Origin of the sequence: Roseomonas sp. TAS13, from assembly GCF_001950415.1 — a bacterium.
Taxonomy (GTDB): Bacteria; Pseudomonadota; Alphaproteobacteria; order Acetobacterales; family Acetobacteraceae; genus Roseomonas; species Roseomonas mucosa.
Genome location: NZ_BDLP01000048.1, coordinates 1 through 18,967, shown reverse-complemented (window position 1 = coordinate 18,967; position 18,967 = coordinate 1). Strand labels below are relative to the sequence as shown.

General features: G+C 71.9%; 20 protein-coding genes. 7 read left to right on the top strand and 13 right to left on the bottom strand.

What is annotated here, in order from left to right:
- Positions 1–454, bottom strand: a 454-nt coding sequence (def, locus tag ROTAS13_RS06495) for a peptide deformylase (protein WP_075821877.1), incomplete at its 3' end; no start/stop codon positions are given.
- Positions 455–632: 178 nt separating this feature from the next.
- Here def and rpsU point away from each other — a divergent pair.
- Positions 633–836, top strand: coding sequence for a 30S ribosomal protein S21 (rpsU, locus tag ROTAS13_RS06490; protein WP_019459559.1), 204 nt, complete (start codon positions 633–635; stop codon positions 834–836).
- A 194-nt stretch (positions 837–1,030) separates the two neighbouring features.
- Here rpsU and ROTAS13_RS06485 read toward each other — a convergent pair whose 3' ends face one another.
- The 5 genes from ROTAS13_RS06485 to ROTAS13_RS06465 all read right to left on the bottom strand — a co-directional run bounded on the left by ROTAS13_RS06485 (position 1,031) and on the right by ROTAS13_RS06465 (position 7,465).
- Positions 1,031–2,440, bottom strand: a complete 1,410-nt coding sequence (locus ROTAS13_RS06485) for an NAD(P)(+) transhydrogenase (Re/Si-specific) subunit beta (protein WP_019459560.1) — start codon at positions 2,438–2,440, stop codon at positions 1,031–1,033.
- Between the two features lie 4 nt (positions 2,441–2,444).
- On the bottom strand, positions 2,445–2,885 hold the full coding sequence (locus ROTAS13_RS06480; RefSeq protein WP_019459561.1) for an NAD(P) transhydrogenase subunit alpha: 441 nt from the start codon (positions 2,883–2,885) through the stop codon (positions 2,445–2,447).
- 13 nt (positions 2,886–2,898) lie between these two features.
- Positions 2,899–4,053, bottom strand: a complete 1,155-nt coding sequence (locus tag ROTAS13_RS06475; RefSeq protein ID WP_058390629.1) for a Re/Si-specific NAD(P)(+) transhydrogenase subunit alpha — start codon at positions 4,051–4,053, stop codon at positions 2,899–2,901.
- A gap of 180 nt (positions 4,054–4,233) precedes the next feature.
- Positions 4,234–5,592, bottom strand: coding sequence for an AarF/ABC1/UbiB kinase family protein (locus ROTAS13_RS06470; RefSeq protein ID WP_019459563.1), 1,359 nt, complete (start codon positions 5,590–5,592; stop codon positions 4,234–4,236).
- Between the two features lie 7 nt (positions 5,593–5,599).
- Positions 5,600–7,465 (bottom strand): M3 family oligoendopeptidase, encoded by a 1,866-nt coding sequence (locus ROTAS13_RS06465; protein WP_019459564.1) that lies wholly within the window; start codon positions 7,463–7,465, stop codon positions 5,600–5,602.
- 103 nt (positions 7,466–7,568) lie between these two features.
- On the opposite strand from ROTAS13_RS06465, the gene ROTAS13_RS06460 reads away from it, so the two are divergent.
- Both ROTAS13_RS06460 and ROTAS13_RS06455 read left to right on the top strand, forming a co-directional pair.
- On the top strand, positions 7,569–9,308 hold the full coding sequence (locus tag ROTAS13_RS06460) for a long-chain fatty acid--CoA ligase (protein WP_058390630.1): 1,740 nt from the start codon (positions 7,569–7,571) through the stop codon (positions 9,306–9,308).
- A gap of 13 nt (positions 9,309–9,321) precedes the next feature.
- Positions 9,322–9,927 carry an AAA family ATPase gene (locus tag ROTAS13_RS06455; RefSeq protein WP_019459566.1) on the top strand — a complete coding sequence of 202 codons (606 nt, stop codon included), beginning with the start codon at positions 9,322–9,324 and terminating at the stop codon, positions 9,925–9,927.
- A 6-nt stretch (positions 9,928–9,933) separates the two neighbouring features.
- On the opposite strand, the gene arfB is transcribed toward ROTAS13_RS06455, so the two are convergent.
- On the bottom strand, positions 9,934–10,383 hold the full coding sequence (gene arfB, locus ROTAS13_RS06450; RefSeq protein WP_216348600.1) for an alternative ribosome rescue aminoacyl-tRNA hydrolase ArfB: 450 nt from the start codon (positions 10,381–10,383) through the stop codon (positions 9,934–9,936).
- 10 nt (positions 10,384–10,393) lie between these two features.
- Positions 10,394–10,669, bottom strand: coding sequence for a DUF2312 domain-containing protein (locus ROTAS13_RS06445; protein WP_019459568.1), 276 nt, complete (start codon positions 10,667–10,669; stop codon positions 10,394–10,396).
- Between the two features lie 214 nt (positions 10,670–10,883).
- Between ROTAS13_RS06445 and ROTAS13_RS06440 the strand changes: the two genes are divergently transcribed.
- The gene (locus tag ROTAS13_RS06440; protein WP_058390632.1) at positions 10,884–11,915 is read left to right on the top strand and encodes a Gfo/Idh/MocA family protein; all 1,032 of its coding nucleotides are present in this window, start codon (positions 10,884–10,886) and stop codon (positions 11,913–11,915) included.
- A 15-nt stretch (positions 11,916–11,930) separates the two neighbouring features.
- Here ROTAS13_RS06440 and ROTAS13_RS06435 read toward each other — a convergent pair whose 3' ends face one another.
- Entirely contained in the window at positions 11,931–12,650 is a 720-nt protein-coding gene (locus tag ROTAS13_RS06435) for an EI24 domain-containing protein (protein ID WP_058390633.1), read from the bottom strand.
- 25 nt (positions 12,651–12,675) lie between these two features.
- Entirely contained in the window at positions 12,676–13,023 is a 348-nt protein-coding gene (locus ROTAS13_RS06430) for a DUF1244 domain-containing protein (protein WP_019459571.1), read from the bottom strand.
- Between the two features lie 338 nt (positions 13,024–13,361).
- On the opposite strand from ROTAS13_RS06430, the gene ROTAS13_RS06425 reads away from it, so the two are divergent.
- Positions 13,362–14,690 carry a glycerate kinase gene (locus ROTAS13_RS06425; RefSeq protein WP_058390634.1) on the top strand — a complete coding sequence of 443 codons (1,329 nt, stop codon included), beginning with the start codon at positions 13,362–13,364 and terminating at the stop codon, positions 14,688–14,690.
- A gap of 68 nt (positions 14,691–14,758) precedes the next feature.
- On the opposite strand, the gene ROTAS13_RS06420 is transcribed toward ROTAS13_RS06425, so the two are convergent.
- Both ROTAS13_RS06420 and ROTAS13_RS06415 read right to left on the bottom strand, forming a co-directional pair.
- Positions 14,759–15,784, bottom strand: coding sequence for a TerC family protein (locus ROTAS13_RS06420; protein ID WP_075821876.1), 1,026 nt, complete (start codon positions 15,782–15,784; stop codon positions 14,759–14,761).
- 314 nt (positions 15,785–16,098) lie between these two features.
- Positions 16,099–16,641, bottom strand: a complete 543-nt coding sequence (locus tag ROTAS13_RS06415) for a GNAT family N-acetyltransferase (protein WP_226946108.1) — start codon at positions 16,639–16,641, stop codon at positions 16,099–16,101.
- Between the two features lie 157 nt (positions 16,642–16,798).
- Here ROTAS13_RS06415 and pyk point away from each other — a divergent pair, with 157 nt between their 5' ends.
- The gene (gene pyk, locus ROTAS13_RS06410; RefSeq protein WP_026032938.1) at positions 16,799–18,256 is read left to right on the top strand and encodes a pyruvate kinase; all 1,458 of its coding nucleotides are present in this window, start codon (positions 16,799–16,801) and stop codon (positions 18,254–18,256) included.
- A 7-nt stretch (positions 18,257–18,263) separates the two neighbouring features.
- Complete coding sequence (locus tag ROTAS13_RS06405; RefSeq protein WP_058390637.1) at positions 18,264–18,728, top strand: hypothetical protein; 465 nt, start codon at positions 18,264–18,266, stop codon at positions 18,726–18,728.
- A 63-nt stretch (positions 18,729–18,791) separates the two neighbouring features.
- Here the strand turns inward: ROTAS13_RS06405 and ROTAS13_RS06400 are convergent, their stop codons facing one another.
- Entirely contained in the window at positions 18,792–18,959 is a 168-nt protein-coding gene (locus ROTAS13_RS06400) for an MGMT family protein (protein WP_253187641.1), read from the bottom strand.
- Positions 18,960–18,967 lie beyond the last annotated feature (8 nt).

Below are 18,967 nucleotides of genomic sequence, written 5' to 3'. Positions count from 1 at the left end.
GCAGCGTCAGGTCGGGCATCCGCATGGTATAGAGCGTGCCCTCTAGGTGGTCGTATTCGTGCTGCAGGACACGGGCGCTCATGCCCTCGGCCTCGCCGCCGATCTCCCGCCCATCGAGGTCCTGCGCCCGCCAGCGCACCCGCTTCGCGCGCGGCACACAGCCGCGCAGGCCGGGGATGGAGAGGCAGCCCTCCCAGCCGCTCTCGACCTCCTCGCCCAGCGCCTCCAGCTCCGGGTTCACCAGGGCGCGCCCGCCCTCCCATTCCCGCACGACGAAAAGGCGCAGCGGCACATGCACCTGCGGCGCGGCGAGGCCGACCCCGCCGGCATCGAGCATGGTCTCCACCATGTCCTCCACGAGGCGGCGGATCTCCGGGTCGCGCGGGTCCGCGACGGGCTCGGCTCGGCGCAGCAGCACCGGATGGCCCATTCGCGCGATCTTGAGGATGGCCATCGGCTGGTCCCTGGATATAGAGAAACGGGAATCCCATCTGGGAAGCCCGGTGCCGCCTGGAAGGGCTTCCTTGCAGGCGGCGGACGTGCTATCGGCGCCGCTCCCGAGGATCGGGCGTCAGCGCCTGTGGTTCGGCACGTCATCTACCACCCTTTTTGGAACAGGAGGACCGAGCCGCGTGCAGGTCGTCGTTCGGGATAACAATGTTGACCAGGCCCTGAAGGCCCTGAAGAAGAAGCTTCAGCGCGAGGGCGTGTTCCGTGAGATGAAGCTCCGCCGGCACTACGAGAAGCCGTCCGAGCGCCGCGCCCGCGAGGCCGCCGAGGCCGTTCGCCGCGCCCGCAAGGTCGAGCGCAAGCGCCTGGAGCGCGAGGGCTTCTGAGCCCTCCTCCCTTCCTCCGGGAAGGGTCGGAGAGAGCCGTTTGAAACACCGCGGTGCGGGTTCCTCCCCGCAAGCCGCGGTTTTTCAGTTTGGGGATGCCCTTTCCGGACATTCCCGGCCGCAAGGTGGGCGGATGATGAACCCACCGCGAGCCCCGGGGACGGCCTGGCCATCCCCGGGCGCGGAGGCCCGCGCTATTTCTGCAGGGCCTGGACGATCTGCTGGGTGACCTTCTTGGCATCCCCGAACAGCATCATCGTGTTGTCGCGGAAGAACAGCTCGTTCTCCACCCCGGCATAGCCGCTGGACATGCCGCGCTTGACGAAGAACACGGTCTTCGCCCGCTCCACATCCAGGATCGGCATGCCGTAGATCGCCGAGGACTTGTCGGTCTTCGCCGCCGGGTTGGTGACGTCGTTGGCCCCGATCACATAGGCCACGTCGGCCTCGGCGAATTCGGGGTTGATCTCCTCCAGCTCCTTCACGTCGTCATAGGGCACGTTGGCCTCGGCCAGCAGCACGTTCATGTGCCCCGGCATCCGTCCCGCCACTGGGTGGATGGCGTATTCCACCGTGGCGCCCTCCTTCTTCAGCAGGTCGGCCATCTCGCGGACCACCTGCTGCGCCTGCGCCACCGCCATGCCGTAGCCGGGCACGATGATGATCTTGCCGGCGTTCTTCATGATGTAGGCCGCATCCTCCGGCGAGCCGGACTTCACCGGCCGCGCCGGCTGCGCCGCGCCACCGCCGCCCGTCGCCGCGCCGGCATCCGAGCCGAAGCCGCCCAGCAGCACGTTGACGATCGAGCGGTTCATGCCCTTGCACATGATGTAGGACAGGATCGCGCCCGAGGCGCCGACCAGCGCGCCGGTGACGATCAGCAGCAGGTTGCCGACGGTGAAGCCGATGCCCGCCGCCGCCCAGCCGGAATAGCTGTTCAGCATCGACACCACGACCGGCATGTCCGCGCCCCCGATCGGGATGATCAGCAGGAAGCCCAGCCCGAAGGAGAGCAGCGCGATCAGCCAGAACAGCACCGCGCTGCCCGTGGCGACGAAGCCGATCACCAGGACCAGCAGCAGGATGCCGAGCGCGAGGTTCAGCCAGTGCTGCCCCCGGAACAGGATCGGCGCGCCCGACATCAACCCCTGGAGCTTGGCGAAAGCGATCACCGAGCCGGAGAAGGTGATGGCGCCGATAGCCAGGCCCAGCGACATCTCCACCAGCGACTGGGCATGGATGTCGCCCGGCACGCCGATGCCGAAACTCTGCGGCGCGTAGAAGGCGGCGGCCGCGACGCAGACGGCGGCGAGGCCGACCAGCGAGTGGAAGGCCGCGACGAGCTGCGGCAGCGCCGTCATCTGGATGCGGTTGGCGAGATAGGCGCCGATGCCGCCGCCGATCACCAGCCCGGCCAGCACGATGGCGATGCCACCGCCCGACATGCCCGGCTGGGCCAGCGTCGCGACCACGGCGATGCCCATGCCGACCATGCCGAAGAGGTTGCCGCGCCGGCTGGTTTCCGGATGGCTCAGCCCGCGCAGCGCCAGGATGAACAGGACCGCGGCGACGAGATAGGCCAGCGTCGAGAGGGTATGCGACATGCCCTCACCCCTTCCGCTTGAACATCGCGAGCATCCGGCGCGTGACCAGGAAGCCGCCGAAGATGTTCACCGAGGCCAGCGTCACGGCCAGGAAGCCGAAGACCTTGGCGGCGATGGAATCGCCCAGGCCGGTGGCCAGGATGGCGCCCACCACGATCACCGAGGAGATGGCGTTGGTGACGCCCATCAGCGGCGAATGCAGCGCCGGCGTCACGTTCCACACGACGTGGTAGCCGACGAAGCAGGCCAGCAGGAAGATCGTCAGCAGCAGCAGGAAGGGCTCCACCACGGCGGCGCCATGGGCGACCTGCTCCATCGCCACCGGGGCGTGCTGTTCCGCCAGCAGCCGGGCCTGGCGCGCGAGGTCCAGCGCCTGGGCCGCCAGGGCATCGGCGCGGCCCGCCAGGCCCTGGACAGCCCCCTGGGCGTTCTCGTTCGGGTTCATCGCTGTTCCCCCCTCAGCTGTTCTGGAATTGCGGATGGACGACCGCGCCACCCCGGGTCAGCAGCACCCCGCGCACGATCTCGTCCTCCTCCGGCAGTTTCGGCATCCCGGCTTCCTTGTCCCAGAAGGTGGTCAGGAAGGTCAGCAGGTTGCGGGCATAGAGGCTGCTCGCCGCCGCCGGGATGCGGGCGGGCCAGTTGCGCCAGCCCAGCACCTTCACCCCGTTCTCCGTGGTCACGGCCTCGCCCGGCACGGTCGCGGCGCAGTTGCCCCCGGCATCGGCGGCGATGTCCACCACCACCGCGCCCGGCTTCATCGCGGCGACCATGGCCTCGGTCAGCAGCACCGGCGCCTTGCGGCCCTGCACCAGCGCGGTGCAGATCACGATATCCGCCCTGGCGGCGGCGGCGGCCACGACCTCGGCCTGCTTGCGGAGGTATTCCGGGCTCATCGCCTTGGCATAGCCACCGGCGGTCTGGGCGGCGGCGCTCTCCTCGTCCTCCACGCCGACGAAGCTGGCGCCGAGGGACTTGATCTCCTCCTTGGCCGCCGGCCGCACGTCGGAGGCCGAGACGCGCCCGCCCAGCCGCCGCGCCGTGGCGATGGCCTGCAGGCCCGCGACGCCCGCGCCCAGCACCAGCACATTCGCCGCCGGGATGGTGCCCGCCGCCGTCATCAGCATCGGGAAGCCGCGGTCGAAGGCCCCCGCCGCCTCGATCACCGCGCGGTAGCCCGCGAGGTTCGCCTGGGAGGAGAGCACGTCCATGCTCTGCGCCCGGGTGATGCGCGGGGCCAGTTCCATGGCGCAGGCGGTGATGCGGCGCGCCGCATAGGCCCTGTTGCGCTCCGGCGCGGAGGCCGCCTCCAGCGTGCCGATCAGCACGGCGCCCTCGGGGATCAGGGCGATCTCGTCCACCTCCCCCTCGCCCGCCGCCAGCGGCGCGCGGACCTTGAGCACGATCCCCGCCCCGGCCAGGGCGGCGGCGGCATCCGGCGCGATCTCCGCCCCCGCCTCGGCATAGGCGGCATCGGGAATGCCCGCCGCCAGCCCGGCCCCCTTCTCCACCGCCACGGACAGGCCAAGCCCGATCAGCTTGCGGACCGTCTCGGGCGTCGCCGCCACTCGTGCCTCCGTGGCACGCCTTTCCTTTGGCACGGCCAGGCGCATGCAGGCTTCCCTCCGGTTTCCGTTTCTGCCCGGTCACGATCACCGGGCGCCGGAAGGGCCGCAAGGGCACGCATCGCGAATTCGGACAGGTTTCCGCCCCGCCCCGCGAAGGATTCTTCTACGGGCAGGCGGTCCCGCCACCGAAAGGGGCGGCGGGACGCCGGAACCGGGGCCTGTCGGTCAGCCCGCCGCCGGAACCCCGGCCTGCCGCAGCGCCTCGGCCTGCCGCGCCGCCAGCGCATCCTCGTCATAGCCGGCGATCAGCTCCTCGAAGAGCCGGTGCCAGTTCTGCTTCGCCTTCAGCCGCAGGAAGACGCTGCCCAGGCCCACCGTGGAGCGGTCCATCAGCACGAACTCGCGCGGTGGCCGCACGCCGCCGGTCTTCTTCAGCCCGGCATGCACCTCCTCCGCGACCTTGCGCCCGAACTGCGGGTCCTGGGTCTCGGAGATCGGCCGCACGCGGTCGTCGATCAGCGGCTCGTGCAGGAAGCGCGCCCACTTCATCAGCACCTGCCAGGTCTCGCGCGGCAGGTTGCGGAAGCCCCAGGCCTCGAAGGCATGGATCGCCTTCTCGTCGTCGCCGTCGCGCACCGCCTCATAGAGCCGGACCACGGCGGTGACGAAGTGCGGCGGGAAGACGCGGATGGTGCCGAAGTCGAGCAGGTTGATCCCGTGCAGGTCGGACCGGATCTGGTAGTTGCCCAGATGCGGGTCCCCATGGATCACGCCGTAATGGTAGAAGGGCACGTACCAGGCGCGGAACAGCACCCGCGCATAGGCATCGCGCTCCTCCTGCGGCGGGTCCTCGTCGATGCGCGACTGGATGGCGCGGCCCTCGAGCCAGGTCATGGTCAGCAGGCGCTTGGTGGTCAGCTCCGGCACCGGCTCGGGCACGCGGATCTCCGGCTCGCCCGCCAGCATCAGGCGGTAGAGCCGCATATGCGCGGCCTCCCGCTCGTAGTCGAGCTCCTCGCGCAGCCGCTCGCTCAGCTCGGCATAGACGTCGTCGCTCTGGATCGAGCTGTCCATGCGCGCATAGATGCCCATGGCGAGGCGGAGCTGCCGCAGGTCGGCCTCCACCACGCTCGGCATGTCCGGGTATTGCAGCTTGCAGGCGACCTCCCGCCCGTCCGGCAGGGTGGCGCGATGCACCTGCCCCAGCGAGGCCGCCGCCGCCGCCGTCTGGCCGAAGGCGGTGAAGCGCGACTGCCAGGCCGGCCCCAGCTCGGTGGACATGCGCCGCCGCACGAAGGGCCAGCCCATCGCCGGGGCGTTGGACTGGAGCTGCGACAGCTCCCGCGCATATTCCTCGGGCAGCGCGTCGGGGATGGTGGAGAGAAGCTGCGCCACCTTCATCATCGGGCCCTTCAGCCCGCCCAGCACCGCCCGCAGGTCCTCCGCATGGGCGGACTTGTCGGTCTTCAACCCGAGATAGCGCTCCCCCGCCACGCGGGCGGCGATGCCGCCCACCGCGCCGGAGGTGCGCGCCATGCGGCGGATCTCGCCGAACAGGCTGTTGCCGCGTCTTGTGTCGCTCATGCGCTCCTCACGCCGCCCCCTCGGGGGCCGGCTGCTCCAGCTCGGTGATGAAGCCGTCGATCACGTCGAGCCCCTTGTTCCAGAAGCCGGGATCGGAGGCGTCGAGGCCGAAGGGCGCCAGCAGCTCCTTGTGCCGCAGCGTGCCGCCGGCGCGCAGCAGGTCGAGGTACTTCTCCTGGAAGCCCGGCACCTCGCCCGACTGGTAGACGCTGTAGAGCGCGTTCACCAGGCAGTCCCCGAAGGCATAGGCATAGACGTAGAAGGGCGTGTGCACGAAATGCGGCACATAGGCCCAGTACACGTTGTAGTCCGGCGTGAACTCGAAGGCCGGGCCCAGGCTCTCGCCCTGCACGCCCATCCAGATCTCGCCGATCTGCTCGGAAGACAGCTCGCCCTTGCGGCGCGCCTCGTGCAGGCGGGATTCGAAGGTATAGAACGCGATCTGCCGCACCACCGTGTTCAGCATGTCCTCCACCTTGCCGGCCAGCAGCATGCGGCGGCGGGTGGGGTCGGTCTCGGCATCCAGCACGGCGCGGAAGGTCAGCATCTCGCCGAAGACGCTGGCCGTCTCGGCGAGGGTCAGCGGCGTGCCGGAGCGCAGGTAGCCCTGCTTCGAGGCCAGGATCTGGTGCACGCCATGGCCCAGCTCATGCGCCAGCGTCATCACGTCGCGCGACTTGCCGTGGTAGTTCAGCAGCAGGTACGGGTGCACCGAGGGCACGGTCGGATGCGCGAAGGCGCCGGAGGCCTTGCCCGGCCGGGGTGGCACGTCGATCCAGGGGCTGTCGAAGAAGCGCCTGCCGATCGCGGCCAGTTCCGGGGAGAAGGCGTTGTAGGCGGCGAAGACCCGCTCCTTGGCCTCGGACCAGGGGATGGTGCGGTCCTCCTCCTGCGGCAGGGGCGCGTTGCGGTCCCAGTGCTGCAGCTTCTCCAGACCCAGCCACTTCGCCTTCATCGCGTAGTAGCGGTGCGACAGGCGCGGATAGCTCGCGCGCACGGCGGAGACCAGCGCGTCCACCACCTCGTCCTCGACCATGTTGGCGCGGTTGCGGGACGATCCGGGGCGCGGGTAGTGGCGCCAGTTGTCGATGATCTCCTTGTCCTTGGCGAGCGTGTTGGTGATCAGCGAAAACAGCGGGACACGCTCGCCGAAGGCCGCGGAGACGCCCTTGGCCGCCGCCTCGCGCACCGCGCGGTCCCGGTCGGAAAGCTTGTTCAGCGCGGAGGAGACGGTGAGGTCCTCCTGCCCCACCCGCACCTTCATGGCGGCGATGGTCTCATCGAACAGGCGGTTCCAGGCGGAGCGGCCGGTGACCTCCTTCTCGTGCAGCAGCTTCTCCAGCTCGTCGGAAAGCTGGTGCGGACGGAACACCCGCAGGTCGCGCAGCCAGGGGCGCCATCCGGCCAGTCCGGCGGATTCCGCCAGCTTGGCCTCCAGCACGGAATCCTCCAGCCGGTTCAGCTCCAGCGTCAGGAACAGCAGGTGGCTGCTGATGTCGGTCGCCCGCTCCTGCATGGTCTGGTAGAAGCGGCCGTGTTCCGGCTTCGTGGCATCGCCCGCGAAAAGCAGCTGGGCGAAGGACAGGACCCGCCCCAGGATCTCCTCCACCGCCTCGTAGCGCCGGATCGCCGCCGCCAGGGCATCGCCGGACAGGCCGGCGAGCTTTCCGGCGGCCTCCGCCTCCAGCGCCTTCGCCTCCGCCTCCGCACGGCCGAGATCGGCGTCGAGCTTCGGGTCGTCGATCCCCGCATAGAGGTCCGACAGGTTCCATTCCGGCAGGGCCTCGCCCCCGCCGCCCCCGGCCCGGCCGGAGATGTCGAGGGTGGCGCGGCCAGGGATGGAGGAGTCGGCTAGGCAGGTCGGTCGAAACATGGAAATGCGTGCGCCTCGCGGGAGGAGTGGAACGGCCTGGATATATGACCACCCCGCCTCCCACCAAGACAGCCGGGCGATGACGATAGGGGGAAGCGACAGAATGACCGAACGCTGGGACAGCCTCCCCGCCATGCTGCTGGGCCTGGCCGCGCGCTGGCGCGACCGGCCGATGCTGCGCCACTGGGTCCGGGACGGGTCGGGCGGGGACTGGCAGCGGATGAGTTGGGCCGGATTCGCCCATGCGGTGGCCGCCGCCGCCGCCGGGCTGCGCGCCCGCGGGGTGATGCCGGGCGATCGCGTGCTGCTGGTCAGCGAGAACCGGCCGGAATTCCCCATCGCCGACACCGCCATCATGGCCATCGGCGCGGTCACGGTGCCGACCTACACCACCAACACCGTGGCCGACCACGCCCATATCCTGCGCGACAGCGGCGCCCGGGTGGCCATCGCCTCCACCGCCGGGCTGGCCGGCCGGATCGCCGAGGCGGCACGGCAGGCCCAGGGACGGAATGAGGGTGGGGGGAACGAGGGGGGCGGCAACGACCCGGGGCTGGACCTGCTCGTCTGCATGGAGGAAGCGCCGGGGACCCTGTCCTGGCAGGCGCTGACCGCCGATCCGGGCGACCTCGCCCTGCTGGTGGCGGAGGTGGCGCAGATCCCGCCCGGGCGGCTGGCCTGCCTCGTCTATACCTCCGGCACCGGCGGCCTGCCGCGCGGCGTGATGCTGCCGCACCGGGCCATGCTGGCGAACCAGGCCGGACTCGCCACGGTGGTCAGGCGGCTGAAGCTGGAGGGCGAGTGCTACCTCTCCTTCCTGCCCCTCTCCCATGCCTACGAGCACACGGTCGGCAACTTCCTGCTGCCCTCGCTCGGCATGGAGGTGGTCTACAGCCGTGGCGCCGACCGGCTGGCCGCCGAGTTCACCGAGATCGAGCCCGCCCTGGTGACCGCCGTGCCGCGCCTCTTCCAGGTGCTGCGCCACCGCATCCTGACCCAGGTCGAGAAGGAGGCCGGCTGGAAGCAGCGCCTGTTCCGCCGGGCCATCGCCCTCGGCCTGCGCCGGATGGACGGGCCGCCCCTGTCCCTGCTGGAGCGGATCGAGGACGCGGCGCTGGACCGGCTGGTGCGCGCGAAGCTGCGCGCCCGCTTCGGCCGGCGGCTGGTGGCGATGGTGTCCGGCGGCGCCCGGCTGGACCCGGAGCTTTCGGGCTTCTTCCTGGCCCTCGGCGTGACCGTGCTGCAGGGCTATGGCCAGACCGAGGCCGGGCCGGTGGTCAGCGTCAACCTGCCCTGGGACAATCGCCGCGACAGCGTCGGCGCCCCCCTGCCCGGCGTCGAGACGATGATCGCGGAGGATGGCGAGCTGCTGCTGCGGGGCGAGCTGGTGATGGACGGCTACTGGAACGCCCCGGAGGCCACCGCCGCGGCGCTGGAAGGCGGCTGGCTGCACACCGGCGATACCGGCGAGATCGACTCGGCGGGACATATCGTCATCCGCGATCGCAAGAAGGACTTCATCAAAACCCTGGGCGGTGACATGGTGAGCCCCGCCAAGATCGAGGGGCTGCTGATGGCGGAGCCGGAGATCGCCCAGGCCGTGATCGCCGGCGAGGGCCGCCAGGGCGTGGTGGCGCTGCTGGTGCCGGCGGAGGGCGCCGAGGAGCGGGTCGGCCCGGCGGTGGACCGGGTGAACGCGCGGCTGTCCAGCATCGAGCGCATCCGTCGCTGGCGGCTGGTCGAGCCGTTCACCGTCGAGAACGGGCTGATGACACCGACCCTGAAGGTCCGCCGCCGCATCGTGCTGCAACAGCACGCCCCGCTGGTGGAGGCCCTGTATTGATGGAGCCCCTGTATTGAGCCACCGGATCCACATCCTGGGCGCGTCCGGCAGCGGCACGACGACGCTGGGCGCGGCCCTGGCGACGCGCCTTGGCTGTCCGCACGAGGATGCCGATCTCTACTACTGGCGGCGGACCGACCCGCCCTTCACCACCAAGCGGCCGGTGCCGGAGCGTCTCGCCCTGCTGCAACAGGCGCTGGAGGATGCCGCCGGCTGGGTGCTGAGCGGCTCCATGGTCTCCTGGGGCGGAAGCCTCGTGCCGCGCTTCGACCTGGTGGTCTTCCTGAGCCTCGACCCGGCGGAGCGGATGCGACGCCTGCTGGCGCGGGAGGAAGCCCGCCATGGCGCCCGCATCCGGCCGGGCGGCGACATGGCCGAGGCCAGCGCCGCCTTCCTGGCCTGGGCCGAGAGCTATGACACGGCGGGGCCGGAAATCCGCTCCCGCACCCTGCACGAGGGCTGGCTGGCCGAACTGTCCTGCCCGGTGCTGCGGCTGCGCACGGAGATGCCGGTGCCGCATCTGGTGGAACAGGTCTGCGCCGAACTGTCCCGCATCCCCTGCCGGCGCCGCGCGAGGCCCGCCAGCCTGCTGACGCAGCAGGCGATGGACCGGTACTGACTCGCCCTAGTCCCCCACCGGCTTCCCCCGCAGCCGCTTGACCTCGCCGCGCCGGACCTTGCCCTCCACCCGGCGCCGCTTCTCCCCCTTCGGCACGCGGGTCGCGATGCGCGGCACCGGCGGCACCGCCGCCTCGCGCAGCAGTTCCAGCAGGCGTTCCAGCGCATCCTCGCGGTTCCGCTCCAGCGAGCGGAAGCGCTGGGCGGCGATCACCACCACCCCTTCCGAGGTCAGCCTGTGCCCGGCGAGCCGGGCGGCCCGCGCCTTCACCGCCGGGGGCAGCGAGGGCGAGTTGCGCAGGTCGAAGCTGAGGCGGACGGCGGTGGAGACCTTGTTCACGTTCTGCCCGCCCGGGCCGGAAGCGCGGACGAAGCTTTCCGTGATCTCCTCCTCGCGCAGCGCCAGCCGGGCATCGATCGGGATCAGCCTCCCGCGCCCTTCCTCCTCCGGCGCCACGCGCGGCGCCTCACATGCCGAGCGCGCGGCGGTAGAGGTCGAGCAGGGTCTCCTGCTCCTCCACCTCGGCGGGCTCCTGCTTGCGCTGGCGGATGATCTGCCGGATCACCTTCACGTCGAAGCCCGCGGACTTCGCCTCGCCGAAGATGTCCTTGATGTCGTCGGCCAGCGCCTTGCGCTCCTCCTCCAGCCGCTCCACCCGCTCGATGATGGAGCGCAGACGGTCCGCGGCGATGCCGCCGACATCGGTGTCCTGCTCCTGGTCCTGATCGGTCACGTCCGACATATGTTCTCCCCCGTGAAAGGCGCCGGGTATAGCGGCCGGGGCCGTCCCCGCCAACACGCCGCCCGCGGCCCGGCTGTCTGGCAGCCCGCCGCCCGCCGCATGGCCCCGCCGCATGGCCCCGCCCCTGGAACGGCGCCCGAATCTGTCCCTGGCCCCATTGGCAGCACCACCCGTCGCTGTAGGTTCCGCCCCGGACATGCGGCATGAGGCGAGGATGAGCGAAGCCGGGACATTCCAGCCGGGCACCGGAACGGTGCGGCTGGGCATCATCGGGGCCGGGATCATGGGGGAGCGCCTGCTGCGCGCCGCCGCCGGGCAGGACAGGGTCCAGGTCGCGGGCCTCTGGGACCCGGCGCCGGAGGCGGTCGCGCGCCTCGGGGCCGAGCTTCCCGGCACGCCCTTCCTGCGCTCCGCAGCCGCGGTGATCGAGGCGGCGGACTGCGTCTACGTGGCCTCGCCCCCGGCCACCCACCTGCCCCATGCCCGCGCTGCGCTGAAGGCCGGCAAGGCGCTGTTCTGCGAGAAGCCGCTGGCGGTGGATGTGGCCGATGCCGGACGCTTCCTGCGGGAGGCCCATGCCCTGCCGGGGGCTGGGGGCGCCCGCGCCGCCGTCAACTTCCCCTTCGCCTCCTCGCCCACGGTGGAGCGGCTGGGCGAATGGCTGGCCGGGGGCGCCATCGGGCAGGTGGAGAGCCTGGCCATCGCCGCCGACTTCGCCCGCTGGCCGCGCGGCTGGCAGCATGCCGCCGCCGGCTGGCTCGACGGCCCCGCCCAGGGCGGCTTCACGCGGGAGGTCGTGTCGCATTTCCTGTTCCTGGCGCGGCGCCTCTTCGGGCCGCTGGTGCTGCTCCAGGCCCAGGCGCTCTTTCCCGAGGCCGGGCGCAGCGAGCGCGCCATCGAGGCCCGGCTCACCGCCGGGGGCCTGCCGCTCAGCCTGACGGGCTCGGTCGGGCGGGTCGCGGAGGACGAGGCCAACAGCTTCATCGCCACTGGCGCTTCGGGCGCCGTGCGCCTGCGGAACTGGGCCCTGGCGGAGCGCCGCGACGCGGCCGGCACCTGGCAGGGCGACCCTTCCGCCATGCCGCATGAACGCGCCCGCCCGCTGACGCTGCAACGCCAGCTCGACGGCGTGGCGCGCATGACCCGTGGCGAGGCGCACCACCTCGCCACGCTGGAAGAAGCCTACGAGGTCCAGAGCATCGTCGAGGCCATCCTGCGCAGCGGCGAGGAACCGCTGGCGGGCTGATACGGGCGGTGCCCGTCAGGCCGCGCGGGCCGGCACCGCGCGTTCCGGCGGCGTCAGCGAATCCTGGCCGCGGTGGAGCAGGTGGGTCATGGCGGCCGTGCCGAGGATCGGCACCAGCAGGTTCGCCACCGGCACCACGGCCAGGGCGGCGAGGACGGCGCCCAGAAGGAAGACCTGCACCCGGCGGCGGCGGCGCAGCAGCCGCGCGGCGGGCACGGTCATGCGCCGTTGCGCCACACCCTCGAACAGCCCGTTGCCCAGCGCGATGGCGGCCACGACCCAGAGCAGCACCGCGCCCACCACCGGCAGGGCGAAGGCCAGCGGCAGCAGGACGAGGTTCAGCAGCAGCACCTGCAACGTCAGGCGCAGGTTGTAGCGCGCCTGCGCCGCCAGGGAGGCACCGCCGGAGGGCGGCGGCAGCCAGGGATAGAAGCGGCGCTCCACCGCCTCCGCCACCTGGTCCGTGAAGAACCCGGCGATGGCCAGCACGATCGGCACGAAGAGCCAGATGGCCGAGAAGAGCACCAGCAGCCCGCCCAGCACCCCGGACAGCGTGGCGATCCAGCCCTCGCCGCCCGCCATGCCGGCCAGGGCGGACAGCCCCCAGTCGGCGAGCCAGACCAGCAGGCCGAAGCTCAGGACGGCACCGAGCAGCCCCTTCCACAGCGGCCCCCGGAAGCCGGGATCGCCCAGTTGCCGGAAGGGCAGCCAAAGGCTCGCAAGAACGGCGGACATGCGCGTCGCGTCGCTCCCCCCGGCCTCAGTGGCCGGGATTCGCGGCGGCGAAGGCGGCCTTCTGCTCCGCCGTCGCCTCGCGCTGGTGCCGCGCCCGCCATTCGTCATAGGGCATGCCATAGATCGCCTCCCGCGCATCGGGATCGGCCATCCCGATGCCCCGGTCGGCGGCGGCCTCGCGATACCAGCGGGACATGCAGTTGCGGCAGAAGCCGCCGAGATTCATCAGGTCGATGTTCTGCACATCGCTCCGTGCGCGCAGATGCGCCACCAGCTTGCGGAAGGCGGCGGCCTCCAGCGCCTCGCGCTGCTCCGGCGTGAGGTTCGCGGCGGCGCCGGTGTCGATGGCGGCCTCGGGCTGCGGTGCGGGCATGCGGTCCTCCGGAATGCGTCCGGGGGCACAAGTGGCATCGCCCGCCCCGCTTCGCCAGCCTCCCCGGGCGGTTCCGCCGGCCGGCCTTTCCAGGCAGCCTTCCTGGCACCCAGGGCGCCCCGTCCGGCGAGCAGGGCCGCGCGGATGTGACACCGGCCAGTGGGTTTTTCGCGGAAAGAAGACCGCGGCGTGGCTGATGCGGGCGGTGGAGCGGGGTGACCGCCAGCGCTCCCCTCACCCCCGAAACGGGTGGCAAGGCGGCCACGAAGGAGGTGACCGGGGCGGCCCGCGACGCTATCCACAGCGCCAACACCTGATCCTCCGGAAGGGCCGCCCGCATGCGTGAATCCGAAGCCTCGCAGGACCGGCCGCAACCGGTGCCCGCCGAAGCGAGCGATCAATGGGCGCGGCGGACCGTCCGGAAGCTCTTCGAGGCCGGGCTGCGGGCGGCGGACCCGCGGGCGGTGCTGGCGCGGCACCTGCCGGAGAAGCCGCGCTCGGGCCGCGTGCTGGTGCTGGGCGCCGGCAAGGCCTCGGCGCTGATGGCCCAGGCGCTGGAGGAAGCCTGGCCCGACGTCGCGCTGTCGGGCCTCGTCGTCACCCGCTACGGCCATGCCGTGCCCACCCGCCATGTCGAGATCGTCGAGGCCAGCCACCCCGTCCCCGACGCGGCGGGCGAGGCGGCGGCGCGGCGGATGCTGGCGCTGACCGACGGGCTCGCGGCGGAGGACCTGGTGATCTTCCTGGCCTCGGGCGGCGGCTCGGCCCTGCTTTCCCTGCCCGCCCCCGGGCTGACGCTGGCCGACAAGCAGGCGGTCAACCGCGCCCTGCTCGCCTCCGGCGCCACGATCGGCGACATGAACATCGTGCGGAAGCACCTTTCCGCCATCAAGGGCGGGCGGCTGGCGGCGGCCTGCCATCCGGCGCGGGTGGTGACGCTGGCCATCTCCGACGTGCCGGGCGACGATCCCGGCACCATCGCCTCCGGCCCCACCGTGCCGGAGGGCGCGGGCTATGCCGAGGCCTATGCGATCCTGAAGCGCTTCAACATCGCCCAGCCCGCCGCCGTGGCCCGCCACCTCGCCGCGGCGGCCGACGCGGTGCCCAAGCCGGGCGACCCGCGCCTGGCCCGCAGCGAGTTCCGCCTGATCGCCACGCCGATGATGGCGCTGCAGGCGGTGGCCGGGGCCGCCGCCGCCGAGGGGCTGCATCCGATCATCCTGGGCGATGCGCTGGAAGGCGAGGCGCGCGAGCTGGGCACGGTGCTGGCCGGCATCGCGCGCTCGGTCTCCGACCACGGCATCCCGGCGCCGAAGCCCTGCGTCATCCTGTCGGGCGGCGAGACCACGGTGACGATCCGCCACCCCAGCCCCGGGCGCGGCGGCCGCAACACCGAGGCGCTGCTGGGCTTCGCCCTCGCCGCCGCGGGCCGTCCCGGCACCTGGGCGCTGATGGGCGACACCGACGGCATCGACGGGGTGGAGGAGGCCGCGGGCGCCCTGGCCACCCCCGACACGCTCGCCCGCGCCCGCTCGCTCGGCCTCGATGCGCGCGAGGCCCAGGCGCTGCACGACGCCACCGGCTTCTTTGCCGCCCTGGGCGACCTGGTGGTGACCGGCCCCACGCTGACCAACGTCAATGACCTGCGCATCGTCCTCGTCGCCTGAGACGGACACCGCCCCGCCCCGGCGCGGGGCAAGGCGGGCCGGCCATGGACGGCCAGCCCGTTCCAGGGTCAGCCGGCCTTGCCGGTCAGCGCCTCGGCCTTCTCCGGCGCGCTCCCCTGGTGCGCCACGTCCTGGGGCGGGTCGTTGCGGGTCTTCCACAGCGACAGGGCGATGGAGCCGGCGATGATCGTGCCGGTCAGCAGCAGCGCGTATTCCACCGGCACCGCCTTGCCGCCCGCATACCAGTTGGCCAGCATCTTCGCGCCCACGATCATCAGCACGACCGAGAGCCCGTGCTTCAGGTAGTGGAAGCGGTGGATGATCCCCGCCAGGGCGAAGTACATCGCCCGCAGGCCCAGGATGGCGAAGACGTTCGCCGTGTAGACGATGAACGGGTCGGTCGAGACGGCAAAGATCGCCGGGATGCTGTCCAGCGCGAAGAACAGGTCCGTCAGCTCGATCAGCACCAGCACGAGCAGCAGCGGCGTGACCATCCGCCGGCCCGCCTCGCGCACGGTGAAGGCATTGCCGCGGAAGCCCTCCGTCACCGGCAGGCGTGCGCGCATCCAGCGCAGCACGCTGCTGTCGGCCGGATCGTGCTCCGCCTCGGCCGAGCGCAGCATCTTCCAGCCGGACCAGACCAGGAACAGGCCGAAGACCACCATCAGCCAGTCGAACTCGCGCAGCAGCGCCGTGCCGACCAGGATCATCACGCCGCGCATCACCAGCGCCCCCAGGATGCCCCAGAACAGCACGCGGTGCTGGTAGGCCGCCGGCACGCCGAAGCGGGCGAAGAGCAGGACGAAGACGAAGATGTTGTCGACCGAGAGCGACCACTCGATCAGGTAGCCGGTAAGGAATTCCAAACTGTTGGTCGCCCGTTCCTCGGGCGTGAGGCCGTAGCTCATCCGCATCCAGAGGAAGAACAGCACCGCCAGGCCGATATAGGCGGCGGACTTGATCAGCGCGGTGCGCACGGGAACGGGCGCGGGGGCGCCGCTGGCGTCCTTCCTGGCGAAGACGCCGAGGTCGAGCAGCAGCAGGCCGAGAACGCCCGCGTTGAACAGGATCCAGAAAAGCGGCGAGGCCTCCATGCCGGGTGGCTCCTCCTCTCAAAGGGCCGGACGGCAGAATCCGCGTGCGGATGTTCTGGATGCGCGCCGGGCCCGGTTGCGCGAAAGATGATCCGACATCGCGGTGGCGGAACTCGCCCGGCCCTGTCCGAAGAGCAGGCCGGCCGATCCGCCAGGACGCCAGAGGGGCCCGGATCGGGTGGAAAGATGGACAATCCTCCATCTTTCCGCAAGGGAAAAATCCACCCGGAACCGGACAGGCCCGTTGCGCGGCCTGAATCGCCCCCGCCGCGCGGTGGAGCCGGCCGGTATGGACCCGGGCCTCCGGGCCGGTGTCAGGCGGTGGCGAGATCCTTCACCATGTACCCCGCCGCCCCGCCATAGCTCCGCAGCTTCCCGCGCAGCGCCTCGTCCGCCCGCTCCCGGAAGCCCTGGCGGAGCCAGAAGGCGGGCGACCCGCCGACCGCCACGAGCGACAGCCCCGGCAGCCCGCGCCCCCGCGCCAGCGCCTCCAGCCGCTCCAGCGCCCGCCCGGCGGCCCCGCCGCCGCGCCGCTCCGGCAGCAGGGCGATGTCATGGATGTAGAGCGTATCGGCCGCCGCCGGCAGCGCGCCGAGCAGGCTGTTCAGGGCCGGTGGCTGCCCGAGTCGCCAGGGATGCGCGATCACATAGCCGCCAGGCTCGCCGGAGGGGGGTACCAGCACCAGGCAGCCTTCGGGAAAAAGCGACAGGCGCTCGGCGAAGACCGCCGCGTCCTCCGGGTAGTCCGGATGCACGCGCGCCGCGATCCGCCCGGCCGCCGCGAGGTCCGCCGCCGCCATGGCCCGCCAGCGGGCCGCCCCGCCTGCCTGTCCTCCCATGCCTCGCCTTTCACCCATGCCGCCCTGCTCCGGTCCCGCCCCGCGCCGGGCGCAACCCGCTCCACATCCACCCCGGCTTGGCACCCAGGGACGCCTGTGGGAAGAGGCCTTGCCGGAAGCCGGCGGCCTCTTCGCCGCCTCTGTCCCTTCCGGCCGGACCCTTTCAGGAGGCTTCATGCCGCAGAGGATTCCGTTGCGCCGCCGGCGCCGCACGAAGGTCGTGGCCACGCTGGGCCCGGCGAGCTCGACGCCGGAAATGATCGAGCGCCTGTTCCGCGCGGGCGCCGACGTGTTCCGGCTGAACTTCAGCCATGGCTCGCACGAGGGCCACGCCGCCAACATCGCCACGATCCGGGCGCTGGAGAAGAAGGTCGGCCGCCCGATCGGCATCCTGGCCGACGTGCAGGGGCCGAAGCTTCGGGTGGGCAAGTTCGGCGGCGGCCGGGTGCAGTTGCAGACCGGGCAGAGCTTCCGCCTCGACCTGTCGCCGGTACCCGGCGACTCGCGCCGCGTGCAGCTGCCCCACCCCGAGATCATCGCGGCCGCCGGCATCGGCACCACCCTGCTGCTCGACGACGGCAAGCTGCGCCTGCGCGTGATCCGCAAGCGGGAGGACCACCTGGAGACCGAGGTGGTGGTGGGCGGCCCGCTCTCCGACCGCAAGGGCGTGAACGTGCCCGACGTGGTGCTGCCGATCCCGGCGCTGACCGAGAAGGACCGCGCCGACCTCGACTTCGTGCTGCCGCTGGGCGTCGAGTACATCGGCCTGAGCTTCGTGCAGCGGCCCGAGGACGTGGCCGAGGCCAAGGCCATCGCCGATGGCCGCGCCTGGATCATGGTGAAGATGGAGAAGCCGCAGGCGGTCGAGAACCTCGACGCGATCCTGGCGCTGACCGACTGCGTCATGGTGGCGCGCGGCGACCTGGGCGTGGAATGTCCCGCCGAGGACGTACCGCTGATCCAGAAGCGCATCGTGCGCGCCGCGCGCAACCGGGGCCTGCCGGTGGTGGTGGCGACGCAGATGCTGGAAAGCATGATCTCCGCCCCCGCCCCCACCCGGGCCGAGGCCTCGGACGTCGCCACCGCGGTCTTCGACGGCGCCGACGCGGTGATGCTCTCGGCCGAGAGCGCAGCGGGCCAGTACCCCTTCGAGGCGGTCAACATGATGGACCGCATCCTGTCGCGCGTGGAAAGCGACGAGGGCTGGCGCCGCCTGACCGACGCCGCCCGGCCCGAGCCGTTGGCCACCACCGCCGGCGCCATCGCCACCGCCGCCCGGCAGGTGGCCGCCACCATCGGCGCCCAGGCGATCGCCACCTTCACCTCCACCGGCTCCACCACGCTGCGCGTGGCCCGCGAGCGTCCCTCCTCGCCGATCCTGGCCCTCACGCCGGAGGAAAGCACCGCCCGCCGCCTCGCCGTGGTCTGGGGCGCCCATGCGCTCAGCTCCGCCACGCCGCATTCGATGACCGAGATGGTCGGCCGCGCCACGCGCGCCGCCGCCACCGAGGGCTTCGCCAACCGTGGCGAGGAGATCGTCGTCACCGCGGGCGTCCCCTTCGGACAGGCCGGCACCACCAATGCCCTCCGCGTCGCCACCGTCGGCGACAAGGCGCAAGACAAGAAAGGCTGATTCCCGGATGTTCCGCCGCCGGCTCCTGACGGGGCTCGTCACCGCCCTCCTTCCGCTGGGCCTTTCCCTGCTCGTCCCCACGGCGGCGCATGCGCAGAAGGACGGCTTCTACAACGTCATCGGCAACGGACCCGATGGCTCGTCCTATAACGGCACCCTCGCCATGCACCGCGTCGGGGAGGTCTCCTGGCAGGTGCTCTGGGAAACCAGCATCGGCCGCTACGAGGGCTATGCCATGTCCACCAAGGATAATTTCGCGGTGGGCTTCACGGCGGGCGGCCAGCCCGGGCTGGCGGTCTACAAGATCATGCCCAATGGCACGCTGGCCGGCCAGTGGACGCTGGTGGGCACCGACCAGGTGGGCACGGAGACGCTGAGCTTCCGCGGCAATCCCCCGCCGGGCGCCCAGGCGGCGCCGCCGGCCCAGGCCCAGCCCGCCAGGCCGGCCGCCCCCGCCCAGGGGAAGAAATAGGCTGAGGGCGGAAGTCGCTTCAGGGCAGAAGCAGGCTCCGGGGAAAAGTGGACCCGGCGCCGTTCAGCCCGCCAGGGCCGGGGCGGCGCCATGCCCCTCCGCGCCAGTCGGTCCCTCCTCCGCCGGGCGCGACGGGCCCGCAACACGCCCCGCGGCCTCGCCGGCCAGCAGCGCCCGCTTGCGCTCCACGCCCCAGCGGTAGCCGGTGAGGCCGCCGTCCTGCCCCAGCACGCGGTGGC

Excerpts from the sequence above, each read along its gene's own strand:
- ROTAS13_RS06470 (WP_019459563.1), bottom strand. The coding sequence starts at position 5,592 with ATGAGCGACACAAGACGCGGCAACAGCCTGTTCGGCGAGATCCGCCGC.
- ROTAS13_RS06460 (WP_058390630.1), top strand. The coding sequence starts at position 7,569 with ATGACCGAACGCTGGGACAGCCTCCCCGCCATGCTGCTGGGCCTGGCC.
- ROTAS13_RS06485 (WP_019459560.1), bottom strand. The coding sequence starts at position 2,440 with ATGTCGCATACCCTCTCGACGCTGGCCTATCTCGTCGCCGCGGTCCTG.
- ROTAS13_RS06435 (WP_058390633.1), bottom strand. The coding sequence starts at position 12,650 with ATGTCCGCCGTTCTTGCGAGCCTTTGGCTGCCCTTCCGGCAACTGGGC.
- ROTAS13_RS06445 (WP_019459568.1), bottom strand. The coding sequence starts at position 10,669 with ATGTCGGACGTGACCGATCAGGACCAGGAGCAGGACACCGATGTCGGC.
- ROTAS13_RS06420 (WP_075821876.1), bottom strand. The coding sequence starts at position 15,784 with ATGGAGGCCTCGCCGCTTTTCTGGATCCTGTTCAACGCGGGCGTTCTC.
- ROTAS13_RS06405 (WP_058390637.1), top strand. The coding sequence starts at position 18,264 with ATGTTCCGCCGCCGGCTCCTGACGGGGCTCGTCACCGCCCTCCTTCCG.
- ROTAS13_RS06465 (WP_019459564.1), bottom strand. The coding sequence starts at position 7,465 with ATGTTTCGACCGACCTGCCTAGCCGACTCCTCCATCCCTGGCCGCGCC.
- ROTAS13_RS06415 (WP_226946108.1), bottom strand. The coding sequence starts at position 16,641 with ATGGGTGAAAGGCGAGGCATGGGAGGACAGGCAGGCGGGGCGGCCCGC.
- ROTAS13_RS06480 (WP_019459561.1), bottom strand. The coding sequence starts at position 2,885 with ATGAACCCGAACGAGAACGCCCAGGGGGCTGTCCAGGGCCTGGCGGGC.
- ROTAS13_RS06425 (WP_058390634.1), top strand. The coding sequence starts at position 13,362 with ATGCGTGAATCCGAAGCCTCGCAGGACCGGCCGCAACCGGTGCCCGCC.
- ROTAS13_RS06440 (WP_058390632.1), top strand. The coding sequence starts at position 10,884 with ATGAGCGAAGCCGGGACATTCCAGCCGGGCACCGGAACGGTGCGGCTG.
- pyk (WP_026032938.1), top strand. The coding sequence starts at position 16,799 with ATGCCGCAGAGGATTCCGTTGCGCCGCCGGCGCCGCACGAAGGTCGTG.
- ROTAS13_RS06430 (WP_019459571.1), bottom strand. The coding sequence starts at position 13,023 with ATGCCCGCACCGCAGCCCGAGGCCGCCATCGACACCGGCGCCGCCGCG.
- ROTAS13_RS06475 (WP_058390629.1), bottom strand. The coding sequence starts at position 4,053 with ATGCGCCTGGCCGTGCCAAAGGAAAGGCGTGCCACGGAGGCACGAGTG.